This is a genomic window from Burkholderia sp. Ac-20384 (genome assembly GCF_017104605.1).
Lineage (GTDB): Bacteria > Pseudomonadota > Gammaproteobacteria > Burkholderiales > Burkholderiaceae > Burkholderia > Burkholderia lata.
This window is the reverse complement of sequence record NZ_JAAGPE010000186.1, coordinates 1-20,020: the sequence shown is the minus strand read 5'-3', so window position 1 is coordinate 20,020 and position 20,020 is coordinate 1. Positions and strand designations below refer to the sequence as shown.

The window sequence follows — 20,020 nt, the reverse complement described above, 5'->3', positions numbered from 1 at the left end:
GGTCGTTCACGTGCATCGGTCGCGCGCGCGCTCGCGCTCGGCGTGATCGACCGCGCGGCGGCGCTCGACGACGATGCGCAATTGCGCGACGCGCTGGCAGGCGCCGATCTCGTGCTGCTGGCGGCGCCCGTCGCGCAGACGGGCCCGTTGCTCGCGCGCATCGCACCGTGGCTTGAGGCGGCGACGATCGTCACCGATGCGGGCAGCACCAAGTCCGATGTCGTTGCGGCGGCGCGCGAAGCGCTCGGTGCGCGGATCGCGCAGTTCGTGCCGGGGCATCCGATCGCCGGTCGTGAGTCGAGCGGCGTCGAGGCCGCGTTGCCGGATCTGTACGTCGGCCGCAACGTCGTGCTGTGCCCGCTTCCGGAGAACGCACCCGAATCGGTCGCGCGGATCGACGCGATGTGGCGCGCGACCGGCGCCGACGTGCGCACGATGAGCACGGAGCAGCACGATCGGGTGTTTGCGTCGATCAGCCATCTGCCGCACGTGCTGTCGTTCGCGCTCGTCGAGCAGATTCTCGGCGAGGCTGACGCGGAACTGAAATTCTCGTACGCGGCGGGCGGTTTCCGCGATTTCACGCGCATCGCGGCGTCGAGCCCGGAGATGTGGCGCGACGTGTGCGTCGCGAACCGCGCGGCGCTGCTCGACGAACTCGACGGCTATACGCGCGTGCTCACGCGGCTTCGCGCAGCGATCGACGCCGGCGATGGCGCGGCGCTCGAAGCGGTGTTCACGCGCTCGCGCGCTGCGCGCAAGGCATGGCAGGAGCGCGGTGGTACGCCCGCTGCCGAACCGGTCAAGAAATAACAGGACGATTCCCATGGACTATCTCGATCTCGGCCCGTACTCCAGCGCATCGGGCACCGTGCGCCTGCCCGGCTCGAAGAGCATTTCGAACCGCGTGCTGCTGCTTGCGGCGCTTGCCGAAGGCGAAACGACGATCACCAACCTGCTCGACTCCGACGACACGCGCGTGATGCTCGACGCACTCGGCACGCTCGGCGTGAAGCTCGCGCGCGACGGCGACACCTGTGTCGTCACGGGCACGCGCGGCGCATTCACCGCGAAGACGGCCGACCTGTTCCTCGGCAATGCGGGCACGGCCGTGCGGCCGCTGACCGCTGCGCTCGCGGTGAACGGCGGCGACTATCGCGTGCACGGCGTGCCGCGCATGCACGAGCGGCCGATCGGCGACCTCGTCGACGGCCTGCGGCAGATCGGCGCGCAGATCGACTACGAGCTGAACGAAGGCTACCCGCCGCTGCGGATCAAGCCCGCGAACATTTCCGTCGATGCGCCGATTCGCGTGCGCGGCGACGTGTCGAGCCAGTTCCTCACGGCACTGCTGATGACGCTGCCGCTCGTGAAGGCGAAGGACGGCAAGATCGTCGTCGAGGTCGACGGCGAGCTGATCTCGAAGCCGTACATCGACATCACGATCCGGCTGATGGAGCGCTTCGGCGTGACCGTCGAGCGCGACGGCTGGCAGCGCTTCGTCGTGCCGGCCGGCGTCCGCTACCGCTCGCCGGGGCGAATCATGGTCGAGGGCGATGCGTCGTCCGCATCGTACTTCCTCGCGGCCGGCGCGCTTGGCGGCGGCCCGCTGCGTGTCGAAGGCGTGGGGCGTGCGAGCATCCAGGGCGATGTCGGCTTCGCGAACGCGCTGATGCAGATGGGCGCGAACGTGACGATGGGCGACGACTGGATCGACGTGCGCGGTATCGGCCACGACCACGGCAAGCTCGAGCCGATCGACATGGACTTCAACCTGATCCCCGATGCGGCGATGACCATCGCGGTCGCTGCGCTGTTCGCGAACGGCACAAGCACGCTGCGCAACATCGCGAGCTGGCGCGTGAAGGAAACCGACCGCATCGCTGCGATGGCGACCGAGTTGCGCAAGGTCGGCGCGATCATCGAGGAAGGCCCTGACTACCTCGTCGTCACGCCGCCGGAAAAGCTCACGCCGAACGCGGCGATCGACACGTACGACGATCACCGGATGGCGATGTGCTTCTCGCTCGTCAGCCTGGGCGGCGTGCCCGTGCGGATCAACGATCCGAAGTGCGTCGGCAAGACGTTCCCCGACTATTTCGACCGCTTCGCCGCGCTCGCCAAAGCCTGACCCCACCGTTCTGATGAAATCGACCCGACCCTTTCACCCGACTCCCGTCATCACGATCGACGGCCCGACTGCTTCCGGCAAGGGCACCGTCGCCGCGCTCGTTGCCGCGCATCTTGGCTTCCACCTGCTCGACAGCGGCGCGTTGTACCGGCTTGCCGCGCTCGCGAGCGTGCGCTACGGCATCGAGGCGGAGGATATCGACGCGCTGGTGAAGCTGATCGACGATCTCCACATCACGTTCCGCGAAGGCTGCGCGCAGCTCGACGGCGTCGATGTGTCGAACGACATCCGCGCCGAAGTGGTCGGCAACCGCGCATCGGCGATTGCCGTGCACGGGCCCGTGCGCACCGCGCTCGTCGCGCGCCAGCGCGCGTTCCGCAAGACGCCGGGCCTCGTTGCAGACGGGCGCGACATGGGCACCGTGATCTTCCCGGACGCCGTGCTGAAGGTGTTTCTGACGGCCAGTGCCGAGGCGCGCGCGACCAGACGGCATAAGCAATTGATGCAAAAAGGTTTTTCTGCTAATATAGATGACTTGCTCCGGGATCTTCGTGAACGTGACGCGCGCGACAGCAATCGCGCAGCCGCGCCGCTGAAGCCCGCGGCAGATGCCAAGCTGCTCGATACGTCGGCGCTTTCGGTCGATGAAGCGGTCGACCAGGTGCTGCAGTGGTACCGGGCGCTCGGCCAGCCCGCCTGAGAAGGCGGGTCGCGGTAGGTGCTCCACGCCGTAAGCGCGGAGCGTGTTTCGAACCCTTAACCCCGTGTGGTCATCGATCTGGCCCTTTCAGCCTGCCATTCCGGCCGGCGTGGCACAGCGATCCATGCACAATCAGATTTTTATGTCCGACCTGCAAACCTCTACCCCGAATACTGAATCTTTCGCGGCTCTGTTCGAAGAGTCGCTGACCCGCCAAGACATGCGCGCCGGCGAAGTGATTTCCGCCGAAGTCGTGCGCGTCGACCACAACTTCGTGGTCGTCAATGCAGGCCTGAAGTCCGAGGCTTACATTCCGATCGAGGAATTCCTGAACGATCAGGGCGAGGTTGAGGTGCAGTCGGGCGATTTCGTGTCCGTCGCAATCGACGCACTCGAAAACGGCTACGGCGACACGATCCTGTCGCGCGACAAGGCGAAGCGCCTTGCATCGTGGCTGTCGCTGGAAAAGGCTCTCGACAACAACGAACTCGTCACCGGCACGATCACCGGCAAGGTGAAGGGCGGCATGACCGTGATGGTCAACGGCATCCGCGCGTTCCTGCCGGGTTCGCTGGTCGACACGCGTCCGGTCAAGGACACGACCCCGTACGAAGGCAAGACGCTCGAGTTCCGCGTGATCAAGCTTGATCGCAAGCGTAACAACGTCGTGCTGTCGCGTCGTGCAGTGATCGAAGCAACCCAAGGCGAAGAGCGCGCGAAGCTGCTCGAGACGCTGAAGGAAGGCGCGATCGTCAACGGCGTGGTCAAGAACATCACCGACTACGGCGCGTTCGTCGACCTCGGCGGCATCGACGGCCTGCTGCACATCACCGACATCGCATGGCGTCGTGTGCGTCACCCGAGCGAAGTCCTGTCGGTTGGCCAGGAAGTCACCGCGAAGATCCTCAAGTTCGACCAAGAGAAGAACCGCGTCTCGCTGGGCATCAAGCAACTGGGCGACGATCCGTGGGAAGGCATCTCGCGCCGTTACCCGTCGGGCACGCGCCTGTTCGGCAAGGTCACGAACATCACCGACTACGGCGCATTCGTCGAAGTGGAATCGGGCATCGAAGGCCTTGTCCACGTATCGGAAATGGACTGGACCAACAAGAACGTTGCTCCGTCGAAGGTTGTCCAGCTGGGCGACGAAGTCGAAGTCATGGTCCTCGAGATCGACGAAGACCGTCGTCGTATCAGCCTCGGCATGAAGCAGTGCAAGCCGAATCCGTGGGATGACTTCAGCCGCAACTTCAAGAAGGGCGACAAGATCACGGGCGCAATCAAGTCGATCACCGACTTCGGCGTGTTCATCGGTCTGCCGGGCGGCATCGACGGCCTGGTCCACCTGTCGGACCTGTCGTGGAGCGAAACCGGCGAAGAAGCCGTTCGCAAGTACAAGAAGGGCGACGAAGTCGAAGCAATCGTGCTCGGTATCGACGTCGAGAAGGAACGCATTTCGCTCGGCATCAAGCAGCTCGAAGGCGACCCGTTCAGCAACTACGTTGCAATGAACGACAAGGGCTCGATCGTCGACGGCGTCGTGAAGACGGTCGATGCGAAGGGTGCGGTCGTCACGCTGACGGGTGACATCGAAGGCTACCTGCGTGCGTCGGAAATCTCGCAAGATCGCGTCGAAGATGCTCGCAACGTGCTGAAGGAAGGCGACAAGGTCAACGCGATGGTGATCAACATCGATCGCAAGTCGCGCGGCATCAACCTGTCGATCAAGGCGAAGGATTCGGCTGAACAACAGGAAGCGATCCGCGGCCTGCAGTCGGACTCCAGCGCTGCTGCGACCGGTACGACCAACCTCGGCGCGCTGCTGAAGGCGAAGCTCGACGGCCAGAACCAGTAAGCCTCACGAGGTCTGCTGAAGTATGACCAAATCCGAGTTGGTCGCGCAGCTGGCATCGCGATTTCCGCAACTTGTCCTCAAGGATGCGGATTTCGCGGTGAAAACGATGCTCGATGCGATGTCTGACGCCCTGGCGAAAGGGCATCGCATTGAAATTCGGGGTTTCGGCAGCTTTGGCCTCAACCGTCGGCCGGCGCGCGTCGGACGCAACCCGAAGTCAGGGGAGAAAGTGCAGGTGCCCGAGAAGTTCGTGCCGCACTTCAAGCCAGGCAAGGAATTGCGTGAACGCGTCGACGGCCGCGCCGGTGAACCGCTGAAGGCTGACGATCCGGACGACGAGCGTTAAGCGTCATCCGGTTTGCCCGGAACCCATCCGGCGAAGGCTGAAAAGAAAAGCGCCCCTTGCGGGCGCTTTTTTCATTTCCGGCGATCGCCGCGCAACGGGGTCACGCAGGATCTGCGCAGCCGCGGAAACGCATCCTTTACAATACGGGTCGATTCGGCGCGACGAAGGGGAGTCGGGCGCCGCGGCAAACCTCAACAAAGAGAGGGCTTCATGAAGTTTATCGTCTGGCTGATCCGGGTATTGGTGTTCGTACTGCTGCTGGTGCTTGCGCTGGCCAATACGCAAACCGCGACGCTGAATTTCGTTGCCGGCTATTCATGGCAAGCGCCGCTGATCCTGATCGGCCTGGCGTTCTTCGCCGTGGGGCTGCTGGCCGGCCTGCTGTCCGCGCTGCCTTCGATCTTCCGCCTGCGTCTCGAGAACGGGCGCCTGAAGCGCGATCTGCGTGCGGCGCGCGAAACGCCGGCCGTCATCGACCAGCCGCCGATGCCGCCCGTCATTTAACACGGACGCCGCGCGATCATCGCGCGGTTTTCGTCTCTGCTTCGATATTTCGCATGGATCTGGATTTCTGGTGGTTGCTCGCGATTCCGGTCGCGTTTGCGCTTGGTTGGGCGGCGTCACGCTATGACCTGAAGAATCTCCTGTCGGAGAGTGCCAACCTGCCGCGATCGTATTTTCGCGGCCTGAATTTTCTGTTGAACGAACAACCCGACAAGGCGATCGACGCGTTCATCGAGGTCGCCAAGCTCGATCCCGAGACGGTCGAGCTGCACTTCGCGCTCGGCAACCTGTTTCGCCGCCGCGGCGAGACCGACCGTGCGATCCGCGTGCACCAGAACCTGCTGAGCCGCACGGACCTGCCGGTCAACGAGCGCGACCACGCGCTGTACGAGCTCGGCCAGGATTTCCTGAAAGCCGGCCTGCTCGATCGTGCCGAAGAGGCGTTTCACAAGCTCGCCGACGGCGATTACGCGCTCGGCGCGCAGCGGGCGCTGCTGACGATCTACGAGATCGAGAAGGACTGGAACAAGTCGATCGATACGGCGAAGCGCATCGAGTCGATGAGCGACAAGCCGCTCGGTGTCGAAATTGCCCAGTTCCACTGCGAACTCGCGCAGGATGCGCTGCAGCGCAAGAACGCGGCAGCGGCAGCCGAACAGCTGCGCCTGGCGCTGACCGTGAATCCGCAGAATGTTCGCGCGACGGTCCTGTCCGGCGACGCGGCGGAAGCGGAGGGCAACCACGCGGCCGCGATCGAGCACTGGAAGCGCGTCGAAGCGCAGAATCCGGCGTATCTGCCGCTCGTCGCCGACAAGCTGATGAAGGCGTATGTCGCGCTCGGCAAGAACGCCGAAGGCGCCGAGCTGCTGATGGGCTATATCGACCGGTATCCGTCGAACGACCTGCTCGACATTGCGTACCAGCACATCGCGGGGTTGCGTGGCCAGGATGCGGCGCACACGCTCGCGCGTACGCAGATGGAGAAGTCGCCGAACCTGTCGGGGATGCTGCATCTGCTCGATGCGCAAATCGCCGCGGCCGACGAACCGCGTCGTAAGGAACTTGAAATGATGCGTGCGCTGATCAAGCAGCGCACGAAGAATCTGCCACGGTATACGTGCCAGAATTGCGGTTTCCGGGCACGGCTCTTCTATTGGCAGTGCCCTGGATGCAGCGGCTGGGAAACCTATGCGCCGCGCCGCGTCGAACCTGCGATGCCGGGCTGATCCCGGAACGCGGAGCCAACGCGCTGCGGTTGCCGCCGGGCTCGTCCCGGCGGCCAAGTTAGTCAATTACCGGGAAGTACCGGAACATCTATGAAAATCACCATCATCGGCACCGGCTATGTCGGTCTCGTCACGGGCGCCTGCCTCGCAGAGATCGGTCACGACGTCTTCTGTCTCGACGTCGATCCGCGCAAGATCGACATCCTGAACAACGGCGGGATGCCGATTCACGAACCGGGGCTGCTGGACATCATCGCGCGCAACCGCGCGGCCGGGCGCCTGCGCTTCTCGACCGACATCGAGGCGAGCGTCGCGCACGGCGAGATCCAGTTCATCGCCGTCGGCACGCCGCCCGACGAGGACGGCTCGGCCGACCTGCAGTACGTGCTCGAAGCCGCGCGCAACATCGGCCGCCACATGACGGGCTTCAAGGTGATCGTCGACAAGTCGACGGTGCCGGTCGGCACCGCGCAGCGCGTGCGCGGCGTGGTCGACGAGGCGCTTGCCGCCCGCGGTCTGGCAGGCAGCGTCGCGCATCGCTTCTCGGTCGTGTCGAACCCGGAGTTCCTGAAGGAAGGCGCCGCGGTTGAGGACTTCATGCGTCCGGACCGGATCATCATCGGCGTCGACGACGACGAGACGGGCACGATCGCACGCGAGAAGATGAAGAAGCTTTACGCGCCGTTCAACCGCAACCACGAGCGCACGATCTACATGGACGTGCGTTCGGCCGAGTTCGCGAAATATGCGGCGAATGCGATGCTCGCAACGCGCATCTCGTTCATGAACGAGATGTCGAATCTCGCCGACAAGGTCGGCGCGGACATCGAGGCCGTGCGCCGCGGGATCGGCTCCGATCCACGCATCGGCTATCACTTCCTGTACGCCGGCGTCGGCTACGGCGGCTCGTGCTTCCCGAAGGACGTCCAGGCGCTGATTCGCACCGCGGGCGAGAATGGCCAGCCGCTGCGCATCCTGGAAGCCGTCGAAGCGGCCAACCATGCGCAGAAGGATGTGCTGATCGGCAAGATCGCGCAGCGTTTCGGTGCCGACCTGACCGGCCGCGAGTTCGCGGTCTGGGGCCTGGCGTTCAAGCCGAACACCGACGACATGCGCGAGGCGCCGAGCCGCCGCCTGATCGCCGCGCTGCTCGAACGCGGCGCGACCGTGCGTGCGTACGATCCGGTAGCGGTCGAAGAGGCACAGCGCGTGTTTGCGCTCGATTTCGGCACCGATCCGGACGCGCTGGCGCGGCTGCATCTCGTCGAGACGCAGGACATCGCCGTGACGGGGGCGGACGCGCTCGTGATCGTGACCGAGTGGAAGGAATTCCGGAGCCCCGACTTCACGCGCCTGAAAGCCGAACTGAAGGCGCCGGTGATCTTCGACGGGCGCAACCTCTACGAGCCGGATGCGATGGCCGAACTGGGCATCGACTACTACGCGATCGGCCGGCCGTATGTCGATCCCCAGTCGTCCACCCGTGGCTGACCACACGATGAATACTCTCCGCGAAATCGTTCCGGTGCCGCGCGAACAGCTCGCGCGCTCGCGCGTGCTTGTCGTCGGCGACGTGATGCTCGACCGTTACTGGTTCGGCAACGTCGATCGCATTTCGCCTGAGGCGCCGGTGCCGGTCGTGCACGTGCAGCGTCAGGAGGAGCGCCTCGGCGGTGCGGCGAACGTCGCGCGCAACGCCGTGACGCTCGGCGGCCAGGCCGGGTTGCTGTGCGTCGTCGGTTGCGACGAACCCGGCGAGCGGATCGTCGAGCTGCTCGGCAGTAGCGGCGTGACGCCGCATCTCGAGCGCGACCCGGCGCTGCCGACCACGATCAAGCTGCGCGTGCTCGCGCGCCAGCAACAACTGCTGCGCGTCGACTTCGAAGCCATGCCGACGCACGAGGTGCTGCTCGCGGGGCTCGCGCGCTTCGATGCGCTGCTGCCGCAGCACGACGTCGTGCTGATGTCGGATTACGCGAAAGGCGGCCTGACGCACGTCACGACGATGATCGAGAAGGCGCGTGCGGCCGGCAAGTCCGTCCTCGTCGACCCGAAGGGCGACGACTGGGCACGCTATCGCGGCGCGTCGCTGATCACGCCGAATCGCGCGGAACTGCGCGAAGTGGTCGGGCAGTGGAAGTCGGAAGACGATCTGCGCGCGCGCGTTGCGAAGCTGCGCGCGGAACTCGGCATCGACGCGCTGCTGCTCACGCGTTCGGAAGAAGGGATGACGCTGTTTTCCGCCACCGGCGAATTGCACGCACCGGCGCTCGCGCGCGAGGTGTTCGACGTGTCGGGCGCGGGCGATACCGTGATCGCGACGGTCGCGACGATGCTCGGCGCAGGTGTGCCGCTCGTCGACGCCGTCGTGCTCGCGAATCGCGCAGCAGGCATCGTGGTCGGCAAGCTCGGCACGGCCACGGTGGACTACGACGAACTGTTTCACTGAGCGCATGCGGTGGCGCGACGAGCGCGCCGCACGCATGGCTCGCACTTTTCAGGCAGGACGATCATGACCCTCATCGTCACCGGCGCAGCCGGTTTTATCGGCGCGAACATCGTCAAGGCGCTCAACGAGCGCGGCGAGACGCGCATCATCGCGGTCGACAACCTGACGCGCGCAGACAAGTTCCGGAATCTCGTCGATTGCGAGATCGACGACTATCTGGACAAGACGGAATTCGTCGAACGCTTCTCACGCGGCGATTTCGGCAAGGTACGCGCGGTGTTCCACGAAGGCGCCTGTTCGGACACGATGGAAACCGACGGCCGCTACATGATGGACAACAACTTCCGCTACAGCCGCGCGGTGCTCGACACCTGCCTCGCGCAGGGCACGCAGTTCCTGTACGCGTCGTCGGCGGCGATCTACGGCGGCTCGACGCGTTTCGTCGAAGAGCGTGACGTCGAGGCGCCGCTGAATGTCTACGGCTATTCGAAATTCCTGTTCGACCAGGTGATCCGTCGCGTACTGCCGACCGCGAAGAGCCAGATCGCCGGCTTCCGCTATTTCAACGTGTACGGCCCGCGCGAAACGCACAAGGGGCGCATGGCGTCGGTCGCGTTCCACAACTTCAACCAGTTCCGCGCGGAAGGCAAGGTGAAGCTGTTCGGCGAGTACAACGGCTATGCGTCGGGCGAGCAGACGCGCGACTTCGTGTCGGTCGAGGATGTGACGAAGGTGAACCTGTTCTTCTTCGATCATCCGGAGAAGTCGGGCATCTTCAACCTCGGCACGGGCCGTGCGCAGCCGTTCAACGATATCGCGTCGACGGTCGTGAATACGTTGCGTGCGCTCGACAACCAGCCGCCGCTGACGCTCGCGCAGCAGGTCGAGCAGGGGCTGATCGAATACGTGCCGTTCCCCGATGCATTGCGCGGCAAGTACCAGTGCTTCACGCAGGCCGACCAGACGAAGCTGCGCGCGGCCGGCTACGACGCACCGTTCCTGACCGTGCAGGAAGGCGTCGACCGCTACGTGCGTTGGCTATCCGGCCAGGTTTAAGCAGAAGCGTTGCATCGATAGACTGGGTCTCACGGTCGGCAGCCGCCGGCCGTATTCATCGGAGATCCAGCACATGATCAGGAAATGGTTGGCCGCAGCGGCAATGCTCGGCACGATCGCGTCGGCCTGGGCGGCCGTCGACGTCAACACCGCGAACGAGGACGCGCTCGTCGGCATCAAGGGCATCGGCCCGGCACGAGCGAAGGCGATTCTCGACGAACGCGGCGCACGCGGTCCGTTCAGGAATGCGGACGATCTCGCATCACGCGTGAAAGGCATGGGCGGCCATACCGTCGAGCGGCTTCAGCGGGAAGGGCTGACGATCGGTGCGGCCGGCACGAGTGCCGCGCTGCCGGCCGAGGGTAAGAAGCCGGCGAAGCCCGCGACTCCACCCGCCCGCACCGCACAGAAGTAGCGCGCCACGCGCGGCCGACAACGAGCTCCTTCAGTCGCCGTCGTTGCGACGGCTTCCCGCGGCATGCCGCGGGTTTTTTGCGTGGGCACGGAGCAGGGCAGTCACGCGTTGCATGCCACGCGTATTCCATCGTCGCAATGGGGTTGCCGGCGCGAGCAGCGGTGCTGGTTTACAATCGATTGATTGATCGGCCTCGTACTCACGGTATATCCATGGCTTACAAAACTATCGAAGACACGATCGGCAATACGCCGCTCGTCCAACTGGTCCGCTTGCCGGACGACGAAATCCGCGCGCGCAACAACGTGGTGCTCGCGAAGCTCGAAGGCAACAATCCGGCCGGTTCGGTGAAGGATCGTCCGGCACTGTCGATGATCAGCAAGGCCGAGGCGCGCGGGCGCATCAAGCCGGGCGATACGCTGATCGAGGCGACCAGCGGCAACACGGGTATCGCACTCGCGATGGCAGCGGCGATCCGCGGCTACAAGATGGTGCTGATCATGCCGGAGGACCTGTCGGTCGAGCGCCGCCAGAGCATGGCCGCCTACGGTGCCGAAATCATCCTGACGCCGGTGAAGGGCGGGATGGAACTGGCACGCGATCTCGCGGACCAGATGCAGCGCGAAGGCAAGGGCGTGATCCTCGACCAGTTCGCGAACCCCGACAATCCGATTGCGCACTACGAAGCGACGGGCCCGGAAATCTGGCGCGATACCGAAGGGCGCATCACGCACTTCGTGTCGGCCATGGGCACGACGGGCACGATCATGGGCACGTCGCATTATCTGAAGGAACAGAATCCGGCGATCGAGATCGTCGGTGCGCAGCCGGAAGACGGTTCGCGCATTCCGGGCATCCGCAAGTGGCCGGAAGCGTACATGCCGACCATCTTCGATCGCAGCCGCGTCGACCGCGTCGAGAACGTGAGCCAGGCCGCGGCGGAAACGATGGCGCGCCGGCTCGCGTCGGTCGAAGGCATTTTCGCGGGCATTTCGTCGGGCGGCGCATGTGAAGTCGCGATGCGCATCGCGCGTCAGGTCGAGAATGCGACGATCGTGTTCATCGTCTGCGATCGCGGCGACCGCTACCTGTCCACGGGCGTGTTTCCTGCCTGAGCGCGGGCAGGCGCGCGTCGTGCGCGTGAGATAAAAAAAGCGCCGCATCTGCGGCGCTTTTTCTTTGGGCGGTCGGTGCTTACTGCGACTCGGTGTCGGCAGTGGCCGGCTGAAGTGCGCCGCTCGCTTCCATCTGTGCCTTCACGGCCTCGCCAAGCTGGTACACGGTGAGCGCGTAGAAGAAGCTGCGGTTGTAGCGCGTCAGCACATAGAAATTCTTGAGGCCGAGCATGTATTCGGTCGCACGCCCCGGCGACGGCAGGTCGACCACCGTCACGGGCGTACCGGCTTCGGTGGTGATGTTGACCGCCGGCTCGTTCAGCGTCATGCCCGCGCGCAGCAGTTGCGACAGCGCCCAGTGCGGTTCGGGCTGGCCGTCGGCGGCGGCCTGGGCGATCCCCAGGCTGCCCGTATCGGGCGTGATCTGCCAGACCACCGGGCGGTCGGTTTCCCAGCCGTGCTGCTTCAGGTAGTTCGCGACGCTGCCGATCGCATCGACAGGACTGCTGCGCAGGTCGACATGGCCCGTGCCGTCGAAGTCGACCGCATATTCGCGGATGCTGCTCGGCAGGAACTGCGGGATCCCGATCGCGCCCGTATACGAGCCGAGCACGGTGGTCGGGTCGAGCTGGTTGTCGCGCGTCCAGACCAGGAAGTCCTCGAGGTTCTTGCGGAACGTCGCCTGGCGGCTGTCGCGATTCGGCGTGTCCGGATAGTCGAACGAGAGCGTCGTCAGCGCGTCGAGCACGCGGAAATTGCCCATGTAGCGGCCGTAGATCGTCTCGACGCCGATGATGCCGACGATCACTTCGGGCGGTACGCCGAACTGTTCGGATGCGCGCTGCAGCGTGGCCTGGTTCGCCTTCCAGAATTTCACGCCCGCGTTGATACGGATCGGCTCGATGAAGCGCGAGCGATAGACGCGCCAGTTCTTGATCGTCGGCGACGCAGCCGGCTTCACGAGCTTGACGGCCGTCGCCGAATAGCTGATGCGCGAGAACAGCGCATGCAGGCTGGTGGAGTCGAAGCCGTTGCGGCTCACCATCTCGTCGATGAATGCGTCGACCTTCGCGTTGTTCGCGTAACGCTGCGGAACAATTTCCTCTTCGAAGGTCTGGCCTTGCGGCGTCGGCTGCTGCGGCTGGGCCTGTGCGACGAGCTTGCCCGTGGACTTCGCGGGTTGCGTCTGCGCGCCGGCAGGCACGGTGCCGAGGGCCGCGACCACCGCGGCCGCAACGAGCGGCACGCGAACACGGAACAGCGCGGAGAGAAGGGCGGCAGGCTTGCTGGAATTCATGTCGAAGCGGGCGGACAAGGCGATTGGGTACGGCGCAGTATACCCGACGGATCCGGCGCACCGGGGCGTGGCAGGCCCCCGTTGTGGTAAGTTAGCGGCGAATTCGCGGCAGACGATGGACATCATTGATGGAGACCTGCGGCGCACCATGCGCCGTGGATGACAGCTTATGGCAACCGCTTTCTATACGCACCCCGACTGCATGCTGCACGAGATGGGGGAATGGCATCCGGAATGCCCGGCTCGCCTGTCGGCGATCCAGGATCAACTGATCGCGAGCCGCATCGACGACCTGATCGTGCACGAAACCGCGCCGTTCGCGAGCGAGGTGGCGCTGGGTCGGGTGCATACGCAAGCGCACATCGACTACATCCGGAGCATGACGCCGGTCGACGGCTACGTCGAGATCGATCCCGATACGCTGATGAATCGCGATACGTGGCGCGCGGCGCTGCGTGCGGCCGGTGCCGCGATCGCGGCGACCGACGCGGTGATCGAAGGCCGCTATGCGAATGCATTCTGCGGCGTGCGCCCGCCCGGTCACCATGCGGAGCCGGCGCGCGCGATGGGTTTCTGCTTCTTCAACAACGTCGCGATCGCCGCACGGCATGCGCTCGACGTACACGGTCTCGAGCGTGTCGCGATCATCGATTTCGACGTGCATCACGGCAACGGCACCGAGGCTGCATTCGCGAATGACGAGCGCGTGCTGATGTGCAGCTTCTTCCAGCATCCGCTGTACCCGTTCTCGGGCGTCGATCACCAGGCGCCGAACATGGTCAACCTGCCGATGCCGGCGCGCAGCAACGGGATGGCGATCCGCGAAGCCGTCGACATGTTCTGGCTGCCGCGGCTCGATGCGTTCAAGCCGCAGATGCTGTTCGTGTCGGCGGGTTTCGATGCGCATCGCGAGGACGACATCGGCAACCTCGGCCTCGTCGAAGCCGACTTCGAATGGCTGACCGCGCAGATCGTCGACGTGGCGCGCCGGCATGCGCAGGGCCGCATCGTGAGCTGCCTCGAAGGCGGCTACAACCTGTCCGCGCTCGGGCGCAGCGTCGTGGCCCACCTGCGCGTGCTGGCCGGCATCTGATTACCGATTGACCCGCCGGGCCGGGCGCGCTCAGCGCGCCGGCGCGCGTGCGTGAATCCACGCGATCAGCGCGTCGATCACGCGGTCGCGTTCGAGATCGTTCATCGTTTCGTGAAAGCCGCCTTCGTACAGCGTCAGCGTGCGATCGGGCGAGCCGACGCGCGCGCCGAACGCCCGGCTGCCGTCGGGCTCGGTCAGCTTGTCCTCGGTGCCGTGATAGACGAGCACCGGAACGCGCAGCCCACCACGGCCGCTTTCGATGCGTGCCATCGCGTCGAGAATCTCCGCACCGGTGCGTGCAGGCACCGCGCCGTGATGCACGAGCGGATCGGCGCGATTGGCCGCGACGACGGCCGGATCGCGCGACAGCAGCGCCGCATCGATCTTGATGGCAGGGAAGGTCGGCCATACGCGGCTGATGACGCGGCTCACCGCGAGCATCCAGCGCGGCACGTCGCGCCCCGGCGCGAGCGCCGGGCTCGACAGCACGAGGCCCGTCAATGCGTGGCCGCGTGTCGGCGCGCGTTCGATTGCGTACAGCGCCGCGACCGCGCCACCCATGCTGTGCCCCATCAGGAACAGCGGCGAATTGCCGCGCGCGGCTTCCGCGACCAGCGCATCCGCATCGTTCAGGTAGCCGTCGAAACGCTCGGCCCAGGCGCGCTTGCCGGGTGACTGGCCATGGCCGCGCAGGTCGATCGCGAGCACGTCGATGCCGGCCGCATTCAACTGGCCGGCGAGTGCGGCATAGCGGCCCGCGTGTTCGGCGAGGCCGTGCACGAGCGCGATCGTCGCGCGCGGTGGCACGGTGCCGTCGCCGGCGGCCCACCGGTACGACGCCAGTTCGAGCCCGTCCGCGGTACGCAGCCGACCCATGGTCGGCGCGGGCGACGACGAAGGTGCCGGTCCGGCGGTGGCGGGTGCGGCGGCCGGCGTAGTGGTGGCGGTCATCTGGCGTGTCCCCTGTCGGTTGGCATGTGTGTTCCGGATCATAGTCGCGGCACCGTCGCGACGCGCCAGCGGCGCTCCTCTAATTTCGTGTGGTTATGAAAAGATCGAAATCGATTATTAAGGGGAATGAGGGGTTTGCGGTAAAATCGCCGGTTATTCCAGATGCATCGGCGGCCGACTGGCGGGCCAACTCGCCGGCCGGCCGCCGTTTTGTTTACATGATCGAATTACGCAATCTTTCGCAGCGATTTCCCGGGCCGGGTGGCTGGGTCGAGGCGCTGCGCAACATCAACCTGACGATCCCGCAGGGCGAGGTGTTCGGCATCATCGGCCGAAGCGGCGCCGGCAAGAGCACGCTCGTGCGCACCATCAACCTGCTCACGCGGCCGACCGAAGGCAATGTCGTCGTCGGCGGGCGCGATCTCACGATGCTGCCGGCTGGCGCGCTGCGCGAGGCGCGCCGCGAGATCGGCATGATCTTCCAGCACTTCAACCTGCTGTCGTCGCGCACGGTGTTCGACAACGTCGCGCTGCCGCTCGAGCTGGCCGGTGCAAGCCGTGCCGAGATCGACGCCGCCGTGCTGCCGCTGCTCGACCTCGTCGGGCTGTCTGCGCAAAAGGATCGCTATCCGTCGCAGATCAGCGGCGGGCAGAAGCAGCGCGTCGGTATTGCCCGCGCGCTCGCGAGCCAGCCCAAGGTGCTGCTGTCGGACGAAGCGACGTCCGCGCTCGACCCCGAGACCACGCGTTCGATCCTCGACCTGCTGAAGCGCATCAATCGCGAACTCGGTCTGACGATCGTGCTGATCACGCACCAGATGGAAGTGATCAAGCAGGTGTGCGATCGCGTCGCGGTGCTCGATGCAGGGCGCGTGGTCGAGGAAGGCCGCGTGATCGACGTGTTCCTGCAGCCGCATCACGAAGTGACGCGCGCGCTGATCGGCGACGTGATCGCGCAGGAGCTGCCGCCCGCGCTGAAGGCGCGCGTGGCCGAGCGGCTGAAGACCGGTCGCGGGCATCTGCTGCGGCTTGCGTTCACGGGCTCGGGTGTCGACCAGCCGATCCTGTCGGAGACGATCCGCCGGTACGAACTCGATTTCAACATCCTGCACGGCCAGATCGACGAGATCCAGGGGCAGGCATTCGGTTCCCTCGCGGTGCTCGCGGGCGGCGAGCCGGGCAAGGTGGGGCAGGCACTCGCGTTCCTGCGCGAGCAAGGTGTGGTGGTAGAGGAGCTTTCGTATGTTGAGTGAGATGTTCGATATGTTCGTGCAGTCGTTCTGGGAGACGCTGATCATGGTCGGCATCTCCGGAGTGGTTGGCGCGCTCGTCGGCCTGCCGCTCGGCGTGCTGCTCTACCTGACCGATCGCCAGGGCGTGCTGCAGAATCTCGCGGTGAATCGCGTGCTCGGTGGCATCGTGAATGCGGTCCGCTCGACGCCGTTCATCATCCTGCTGGTCGCGGTGATTCCGTTTACGCGGCTCATCACGGGTTCGTCGATCGGCACGGCCGCGGCGGTCGTGCCGCTGACGCTCGCGGCCGCGCCGTTCATCGCGCGTCTCGTCGAGACGGCGCTGCGCGAAGTCGACCGCGGGCTGATCGAGGCTGCGCAGTCGATGGGCGCGACCACGTCGCAGATCGTCTTCAAGGTGCTGCTGCCCGAATCGCTGCCGGGCGTCGTCGCGGGCCTGACGATCACGTTCGTGTCGCTGGTCGGCTATTCGGCGATGGCGGGCGCGATCGGTGGTGGCGGCCTCGGCGATCTCGGGATCCGCTACGGCTACCAGCGTTATCTGCCCGAAGTGATGTGGACGGTGGTCGCGATCCTGATCGTATTCGTGCAGATCGTGCAGTCGTTCGGCGACTGGCTCGTCCGCCGGCTGAGCCACAAGTAAAACAAGATTGATCCGTTAGGGGACACACGATGCAACGACGCTTCATGCTGAAATTCGCGGCGGCACTGGGCGCAGCCGCGCTGTTCGCGGGCGCGCACGCGCAGGCCGAAACCATCAAGGTGGGCGTAACGGGCGGGCCGCACGCGCAGATCATGGAAGCGGTGAAGAAGGTCGCGGCGAAGAGCGGCCTCGACATCCGCATCGTCGAATTCTCGGATTACGTGCAGCCGAACGCCGCGCTCGCGTCGGGCGACCTCGACGCGAACAGCTACCAGCACGATCCGTATCTGCAGGCGCAGGTGAAGGATCGCGGCTACAAGCTGATCAAGGTCGCGGATACCGTCACGTTCCCGATGGGCATCTATTCGAAGCGCGTGAAGTCGCTGGCCGAACTGAAGCCGGGCGCGCGCATCGCGGTTCCGAACGATCCGACCAACGGCGGCCGTGCGCTGCTGTTGCTGCAAAAGCAGGGCCTGCTGAAGCTGCGTGCGGACGCGGGGCTGAAGGCGACGCCGCTCGATATCGTCGACAATCCGCGCAAGCTGAAGATCGTCGAACTGGATGCGGCGCAGATTCCGCGCTCGCTCGGCGACGTCGACGCGGCCGCGATCAACACCAACTACGCGATGGAAGCGGGGTTGAAACCGAAACAGGACGCGATCGCGATCGAGGGTCCGAACGGTCCGTACGCGAACATCCTCGCGATCCGCGAGGCGGACCGGAGCAAGCCGTGGGTCGCGAAACTGGTCGCGGCCTATCATTCGGCCGAGGTGAAGCAGTTCATCGAAGGCAAGTTCGGCGGCGCGGTCATTGCCGCCTGGTAACAGGCGAAGCACGGCGTGCCCGGCGAGATTAGAGTCGATGATCGAAAACCCGGGCTTTGCGTCCGGGTTTTTTCTCTTTTAAAATAGAACGACCGTTCGCTATCATTGGCGCGTCGCCAAGAAGCGGTATCCTCGACAACCACGAAGGTTGGGTCCGCTTGGCCGCGCAGTCATGAGGCCTCGCTATAGAATGGCCTCTGGTCGTATTCGTAACTTTGGAGCGTGTGCATGAAAATCCTGGTGCCAGTGAAAAGAGTGGTCGATTACAACGTGAAGGTCCGCGTGAAGTCGGACAACACGGGTGTCGACATCGCGAACGTGAAGATGTCGATGAACCCGTTCGACGAAATCGCGGTTGAAGAAGCCGTGCGCCTGAAGGAAGCGGGCGTGGCGACCGAAGTGATCGCCGTGTCGGTGGGCGTCGCGCAAGCGCAGGAAACGCTGCGTACGGCGCTGGCGATCGGCGCGGATCGCGCGATCCTCGTCGAGTCGAACGATGGCGTCGAGCCGCTGGGCGTCGCGAAGATCCTGAAGGCGCTGGTCGACAAGGAGCAGCCGCAACTGGTGATCCTCGGCAAGCAGGCAATCGACGACGATTCGAACCAGACGGGCCAGATGCTGGCCGCGCTGGCAGGCCTGCCGCAAGCGACGTTCGCATCGAAGGTCACGGTGGCCGACGGCAAGGCCACGGTCGCACGCGAAGTCGACGGCGGTGCGGAAACGCTTTCGCTGACGCTGCCGGCGGTGATCACGACCGACCTGCGCCTGAACGAGCCGCGTTACGTGACGCTGCCGAACATCATGAAGGCGAAGAAGAAGCCGCTCGAAACCGTGAAGCCGGAAGACCTGGGCGTGGACGTTGCGCCGCGTCTGAAGACGCTGAAGGTGGTCGAGCCGCCGAAGCGCGCAGCCGGCGTGAAGGTGCCGGACGTGAAGACGCTGGTCGAGAAGCTGAAGACCGAAGCCAAGGTGCTGTAAGAGGGAGCGGAAAGAAATGACGATTCTGGTGATTGCAGAACACGACAACGCGTCGATCAAGGCCGTGACGCTGAACACGGTGGCGGCGGCAGCGAAGATCGGCGGCGACATTCACGTGCTGGTCGCGGGCCACAATGCGCAAGCGGCTGCGGACGCAGCAGCGAAGATCGCAGGTGTGTCGAAGGTACTCCTGGCCGACGCGCCGCAACTCGAAGCGGGCCTCGCGGAGAACGTCGAAGCCACCGCGCTGAACATCGCGAAGGACTACTCGCACATCCTCGCGCCGGCTACCGCCTACGGCAAGAACATTGCGCCGCGTATCGCCGCGAAGCTGGACGTCGCGCAGATCTCGGACATCACGGCGGTCGATTCGGCCGACACGTTCGAGCGCCCGATCTACGCAGGCAATGCGATCGCGACGGTGCAGTCGAGCGATCCGATCAAGGTGATCACGGTGCGTGCGACGGGTTTCGATCCGGTCGCAGCGGAAGGCGGCAGCGCATCGGTCGACAAGATCGATGCGGCAGCCGATGCCGGCAAGTCGCAGTTCGTGAGCCGTGAAGTGACGAAGCTGGACCGTCCGGAACTCACCAGCGCGAAGATCATCGTGTCGGGTGGCCGCGGTCTGGGCAGCGGCGAAAACTACACGAAGGTACTGGAGCCGCTGGCCGACAAGCTGAGCGCGGCACTGGGCGCCTCGCGCGCGGCAGTCGACGCCGGTTTCGTGCCGAACGACTACCAGGTCGGCCAGACCGGCAAGATCGTCGCACCGCAGCTGTACATCGCGGTCGGCATCTCGGGTGCGATCCAGCACCTGGCCGGCATGAAGGATTCGAAGGTGATCGTCGCGATCAACAAGGATCCCGAAGCACCGATCTTCAGCGTGGCCGACTACGGCCTCGTCGGCGATCTGTTCGCGCTCGTGCCGGAGCTCGTCGCCGAGCTCGGCTAAAGCAGTGTGACGCTTCGGCGGTAAGCACACGAGAAGAGGGGCGCGACGAGCGCCCCTTTTTTTCGCCATCGACAGAAGAGAGAAGAGGGAGACACACCATGAGCTATCACGCCCCCGTCAAGGACATGCTGTTCGTGCTGAAGGAACTGGCCGGCATCGACGCCGTTGCGCAGTTGCCGGGCTTCGAGGATGCCGGTTACGACACGGCGCAGGCCGTGCTCGACGAGTCCGCGAA

At 65.1% G+C, this 20,020-nt stretch carries 21 protein-coding genes; 19 read left to right on the top strand and 2 right to left on the bottom strand.

Going from position 1 to position 20,020, the window contains the following annotated elements:
- The 12 genes from G3O00_RS27630 to cysM form a co-directional block, all read left to right on the top strand.
- A partial coding sequence (locus G3O00_RS27630; RefSeq protein ID WP_206144905.1) for a prephenate dehydrogenase/arogenate dehydrogenase family protein occupies positions 1-810 on the top strand: 810 nt, incomplete at its 5' end.
- Positions 811-823: 13 nt separating this feature from the next.
- Positions 824-2,128, top strand: coding sequence for a 3-phosphoshikimate 1-carboxyvinyltransferase (gene aroA / locus G3O00_RS27625; RefSeq protein ID WP_011351333.1), 1,305 nt, complete (start codon positions 824-826; stop codon positions 2,126-2,128).
- A 13-nt stretch (positions 2,129-2,141) separates the two neighbouring features.
- Positions 2,142-2,828 (top strand): (d)CMP kinase, encoded by a 687-nt coding sequence (cmk, locus tag G3O00_RS27620; RefSeq protein WP_011351334.1) that lies wholly within the window; start codon positions 2,142-2,144, stop codon positions 2,826-2,828.
- 124 nt (positions 2,829-2,952) lie between these two features.
- Entirely contained in the window at positions 2,953-4,683 is a 1,731-nt protein-coding gene (gene rpsA / locus G3O00_RS27615; RefSeq protein WP_308054470.1) for a 30S ribosomal protein S1, read from the top strand.
- A gap of 22 nt (positions 4,684-4,705) precedes the next feature.
- Positions 4,706-5,029, top strand: coding sequence for an integration host factor subunit beta (locus tag G3O00_RS27610; RefSeq protein WP_006486894.1), 324 nt, complete (start codon positions 4,706-4,708; stop codon positions 5,027-5,029).
- Between the two features lie 210 nt (positions 5,030-5,239).
- The gene (locus G3O00_RS27605) at positions 5,240-5,533 is read left to right on the top strand and encodes a LapA family protein (RefSeq protein WP_021157458.1); all 294 of its coding nucleotides are present in this window, start codon (positions 5,240-5,242) and stop codon (positions 5,531-5,533) included.
- 53 nt (positions 5,534-5,586) lie between these two features.
- Positions 5,587-6,759, top strand: coding sequence for a lipopolysaccharide assembly protein LapB (gene lapB, locus G3O00_RS27600; RefSeq protein ID WP_011351337.1), 1,173 nt, complete (start codon positions 5,587-5,589; stop codon positions 6,757-6,759).
- Positions 6,760-6,849: 90 nt separating this feature from the next.
- Positions 6,850-8,250: a UDP-glucose/GDP-mannose dehydrogenase family protein gene (locus G3O00_RS27595; RefSeq protein ID WP_206144904.1), complete on the top strand. Its 1,401-nt coding sequence runs from the start codon at positions 6,850-6,852 to the stop codon at positions 8,248-8,250.
- Positions 8,251-8,257: 7 nt separating this feature from the next.
- Positions 8,258-9,208 carry a D-glycero-beta-D-manno-heptose-7-phosphate kinase gene (gene rfaE1 / locus G3O00_RS27590; protein WP_206144903.1) on the top strand — a complete coding sequence of 317 codons (951 nt, stop codon included), beginning with the start codon at positions 8,258-8,260 and terminating at the stop codon, positions 9,206-9,208.
- Positions 9,209-9,271: 63 nt separating this feature from the next.
- Positions 9,272-10,264, top strand: coding sequence for an ADP-glyceromanno-heptose 6-epimerase (rfaD, locus tag G3O00_RS27585; protein WP_206144902.1), 993 nt, complete (start codon positions 9,272-9,274; stop codon positions 10,262-10,264).
- 73 nt (positions 10,265-10,337) lie between these two features.
- Positions 10,338-10,679, top strand: coding sequence for a helix-hairpin-helix domain-containing protein (locus tag G3O00_RS27580; protein WP_206144901.1), 342 nt, complete (start codon positions 10,338-10,340; stop codon positions 10,677-10,679).
- A gap of 212 nt (positions 10,680-10,891) precedes the next feature.
- Positions 10,892-11,794, top strand: a complete 903-nt coding sequence (cysM, locus tag G3O00_RS27575; RefSeq protein ID WP_011351342.1) for a cysteine synthase CysM — start codon at positions 10,892-10,894, stop codon at positions 11,792-11,794.
- 79 nt (positions 11,795-11,873) lie between these two features.
- On the opposite strand, the gene mltB is transcribed toward cysM, so the two are convergent.
- Positions 11,874-13,217 (bottom strand): lytic murein transglycosylase B, encoded by a 1,344-nt coding sequence (gene mltB / locus G3O00_RS27570; protein WP_206144900.1) that lies wholly within the window; start codon positions 13,215-13,217, stop codon positions 11,874-11,876.
- A gap of 43 nt (positions 13,218-13,260) precedes the next feature.
- Between mltB and G3O00_RS27565 the strand changes: the two genes are divergently transcribed.
- On the top strand, positions 13,261-14,184 hold the full coding sequence (locus tag G3O00_RS27565; RefSeq protein ID WP_011351344.1) for a histone deacetylase family protein: 924 nt from the start codon (positions 13,261-13,263) through the stop codon (positions 14,182-14,184).
- A gap of 30 nt (positions 14,185-14,214) precedes the next feature.
- Here the strand turns inward: G3O00_RS27565 and G3O00_RS27560 are convergent, their stop codons facing one another.
- Positions 14,215-15,135 carry an alpha/beta hydrolase gene (locus G3O00_RS27560; RefSeq protein ID WP_206144899.1) on the bottom strand — a complete coding sequence of 307 codons (921 nt, stop codon included), beginning with the start codon at positions 15,133-15,135 and terminating at the stop codon, positions 14,215-14,217.
- Positions 15,136-15,353: 218 nt separating this feature from the next.
- Between G3O00_RS27560 and G3O00_RS27555 the strand changes: the two genes are divergently transcribed.
- The 6 genes from G3O00_RS27555 to G3O00_RS27530 form a co-directional block, all read left to right on the top strand.
- Positions 15,354-16,388 carry a methionine ABC transporter ATP-binding protein gene (locus G3O00_RS27555; protein ID WP_011351346.1) on the top strand — a complete coding sequence of 345 codons (1,035 nt, stop codon included), beginning with the start codon at positions 15,354-15,356 and terminating at the stop codon, positions 16,386-16,388.
- Positions 16,378-17,031, top strand: a complete 654-nt coding sequence (locus tag G3O00_RS27550; RefSeq protein WP_043181878.1) for a methionine ABC transporter permease — start codon at positions 16,378-16,380, stop codon at positions 17,029-17,031. Before G3O00_RS27555 ends, G3O00_RS27550 begins: the two co-directional genes overlap by 11 nt.
- A 29-nt stretch (positions 17,032-17,060) precedes the next feature.
- The gene (locus G3O00_RS27545; protein ID WP_206133339.1) at positions 17,061-17,855 is read left to right on the top strand and encodes a MetQ/NlpA family ABC transporter substrate-binding protein; all 795 of its coding nucleotides are present in this window, start codon (positions 17,061-17,063) and stop codon (positions 17,853-17,855) included.
- Between the two features lie 228 nt (positions 17,856-18,083).
- On the top strand, positions 18,084-18,833 hold the full coding sequence (locus G3O00_RS27540) for an electron transfer flavoprotein subunit beta/FixA family protein (protein ID WP_175964976.1): 750 nt from the start codon (positions 18,084-18,086) through the stop codon (positions 18,831-18,833).
- A 16-nt stretch (positions 18,834-18,849) separates the two neighbouring features.
- Positions 18,850-19,785, top strand: coding sequence for an electron transfer flavoprotein subunit alpha/FixB family protein (locus G3O00_RS27535; RefSeq protein WP_206144898.1), 936 nt, complete (start codon positions 18,850-18,852; stop codon positions 19,783-19,785).
- A gap of 98 nt (positions 19,786-19,883) precedes the next feature.
- The coding region (locus tag G3O00_RS27530) for an acyl-CoA dehydrogenase N-terminal domain-containing protein (RefSeq protein WP_206144906.1) at positions 19,884-20,020 on the top strand (137 nt) is incomplete at its 3' end.

Coding starts and splice junctions, on each gene's coding strand:
- aroA (WP_011351333.1), top strand. CDS start 824: ATGGACTATCTCGATCTCGGCCCGTACTCCAGCGCATCGGGCACCGTG.
- cmk (WP_011351334.1), top strand. CDS start 2,142: ATGAAATCGACCCGACCCTTTCACCCGACTCCCGTCATCACGATCGAC.
- rpsA (WP_308054470.1), top strand. CDS start 2,953: ATGCACAATCAGATTTTTATGTCCGACCTGCAAACCTCTACCCCGAAT.
- G3O00_RS27610 (WP_006486894.1), top strand. CDS start 4,706: ATGACCAAATCCGAGTTGGTCGCGCAGCTGGCATCGCGATTTCCGCAA.
- G3O00_RS27605 (WP_021157458.1), top strand. CDS start 5,240: ATGAAGTTTATCGTCTGGCTGATCCGGGTATTGGTGTTCGTACTGCTG.
- lapB (WP_011351337.1), top strand. CDS start 5,587: ATGGATCTGGATTTCTGGTGGTTGCTCGCGATTCCGGTCGCGTTTGCG.
- G3O00_RS27595 (WP_206144904.1), top strand. CDS start 6,850: ATGAAAATCACCATCATCGGCACCGGCTATGTCGGTCTCGTCACGGGC.
- rfaE1 (WP_206144903.1), top strand. CDS start 8,258: ATGAATACTCTCCGCGAAATCGTTCCGGTGCCGCGCGAACAGCTCGCG.
- rfaD (WP_206144902.1), top strand. CDS start 9,272: ATGACCCTCATCGTCACCGGCGCAGCCGGTTTTATCGGCGCGAACATC.
- G3O00_RS27580 (WP_206144901.1), top strand. CDS start 10,338: ATGATCAGGAAATGGTTGGCCGCAGCGGCAATGCTCGGCACGATCGCG.
- cysM (WP_011351342.1), top strand. CDS start 10,892: ATGGCTTACAAAACTATCGAAGACACGATCGGCAATACGCCGCTCGTC.
- mltB (WP_206144900.1), bottom strand. CDS start 13,217: ATGATGTCCATCGTCTGCCGCGAATTCGCCGCTAACTTACCACAACGG.
- G3O00_RS27565 (WP_011351344.1), top strand. CDS start 13,261: ATGGCAACCGCTTTCTATACGCACCCCGACTGCATGCTGCACGAGATG.
- G3O00_RS27560 (WP_206144899.1), bottom strand. CDS start 15,135: ATGACCGCCACCACTACGCCGGCCGCCGCACCCGCCACCGCCGGACCG.
- G3O00_RS27555 (WP_011351346.1), top strand. CDS start 15,354: ATGATCGAATTACGCAATCTTTCGCAGCGATTTCCCGGGCCGGGTGGC.
- G3O00_RS27550 (WP_043181878.1), top strand. CDS start 16,378: ATGTTGAGTGAGATGTTCGATATGTTCGTGCAGTCGTTCTGGGAGACG.
- G3O00_RS27545 (WP_206133339.1), top strand. CDS start 17,061: ATGCAACGACGCTTCATGCTGAAATTCGCGGCGGCACTGGGCGCAGCC.
- G3O00_RS27540 (WP_175964976.1), top strand. CDS start 18,084: ATGAAAATCCTGGTGCCAGTGAAAAGAGTGGTCGATTACAACGTGAAG.
- G3O00_RS27535 (WP_206144898.1), top strand. CDS start 18,850: ATGACGATTCTGGTGATTGCAGAACACGACAACGCGTCGATCAAGGCC.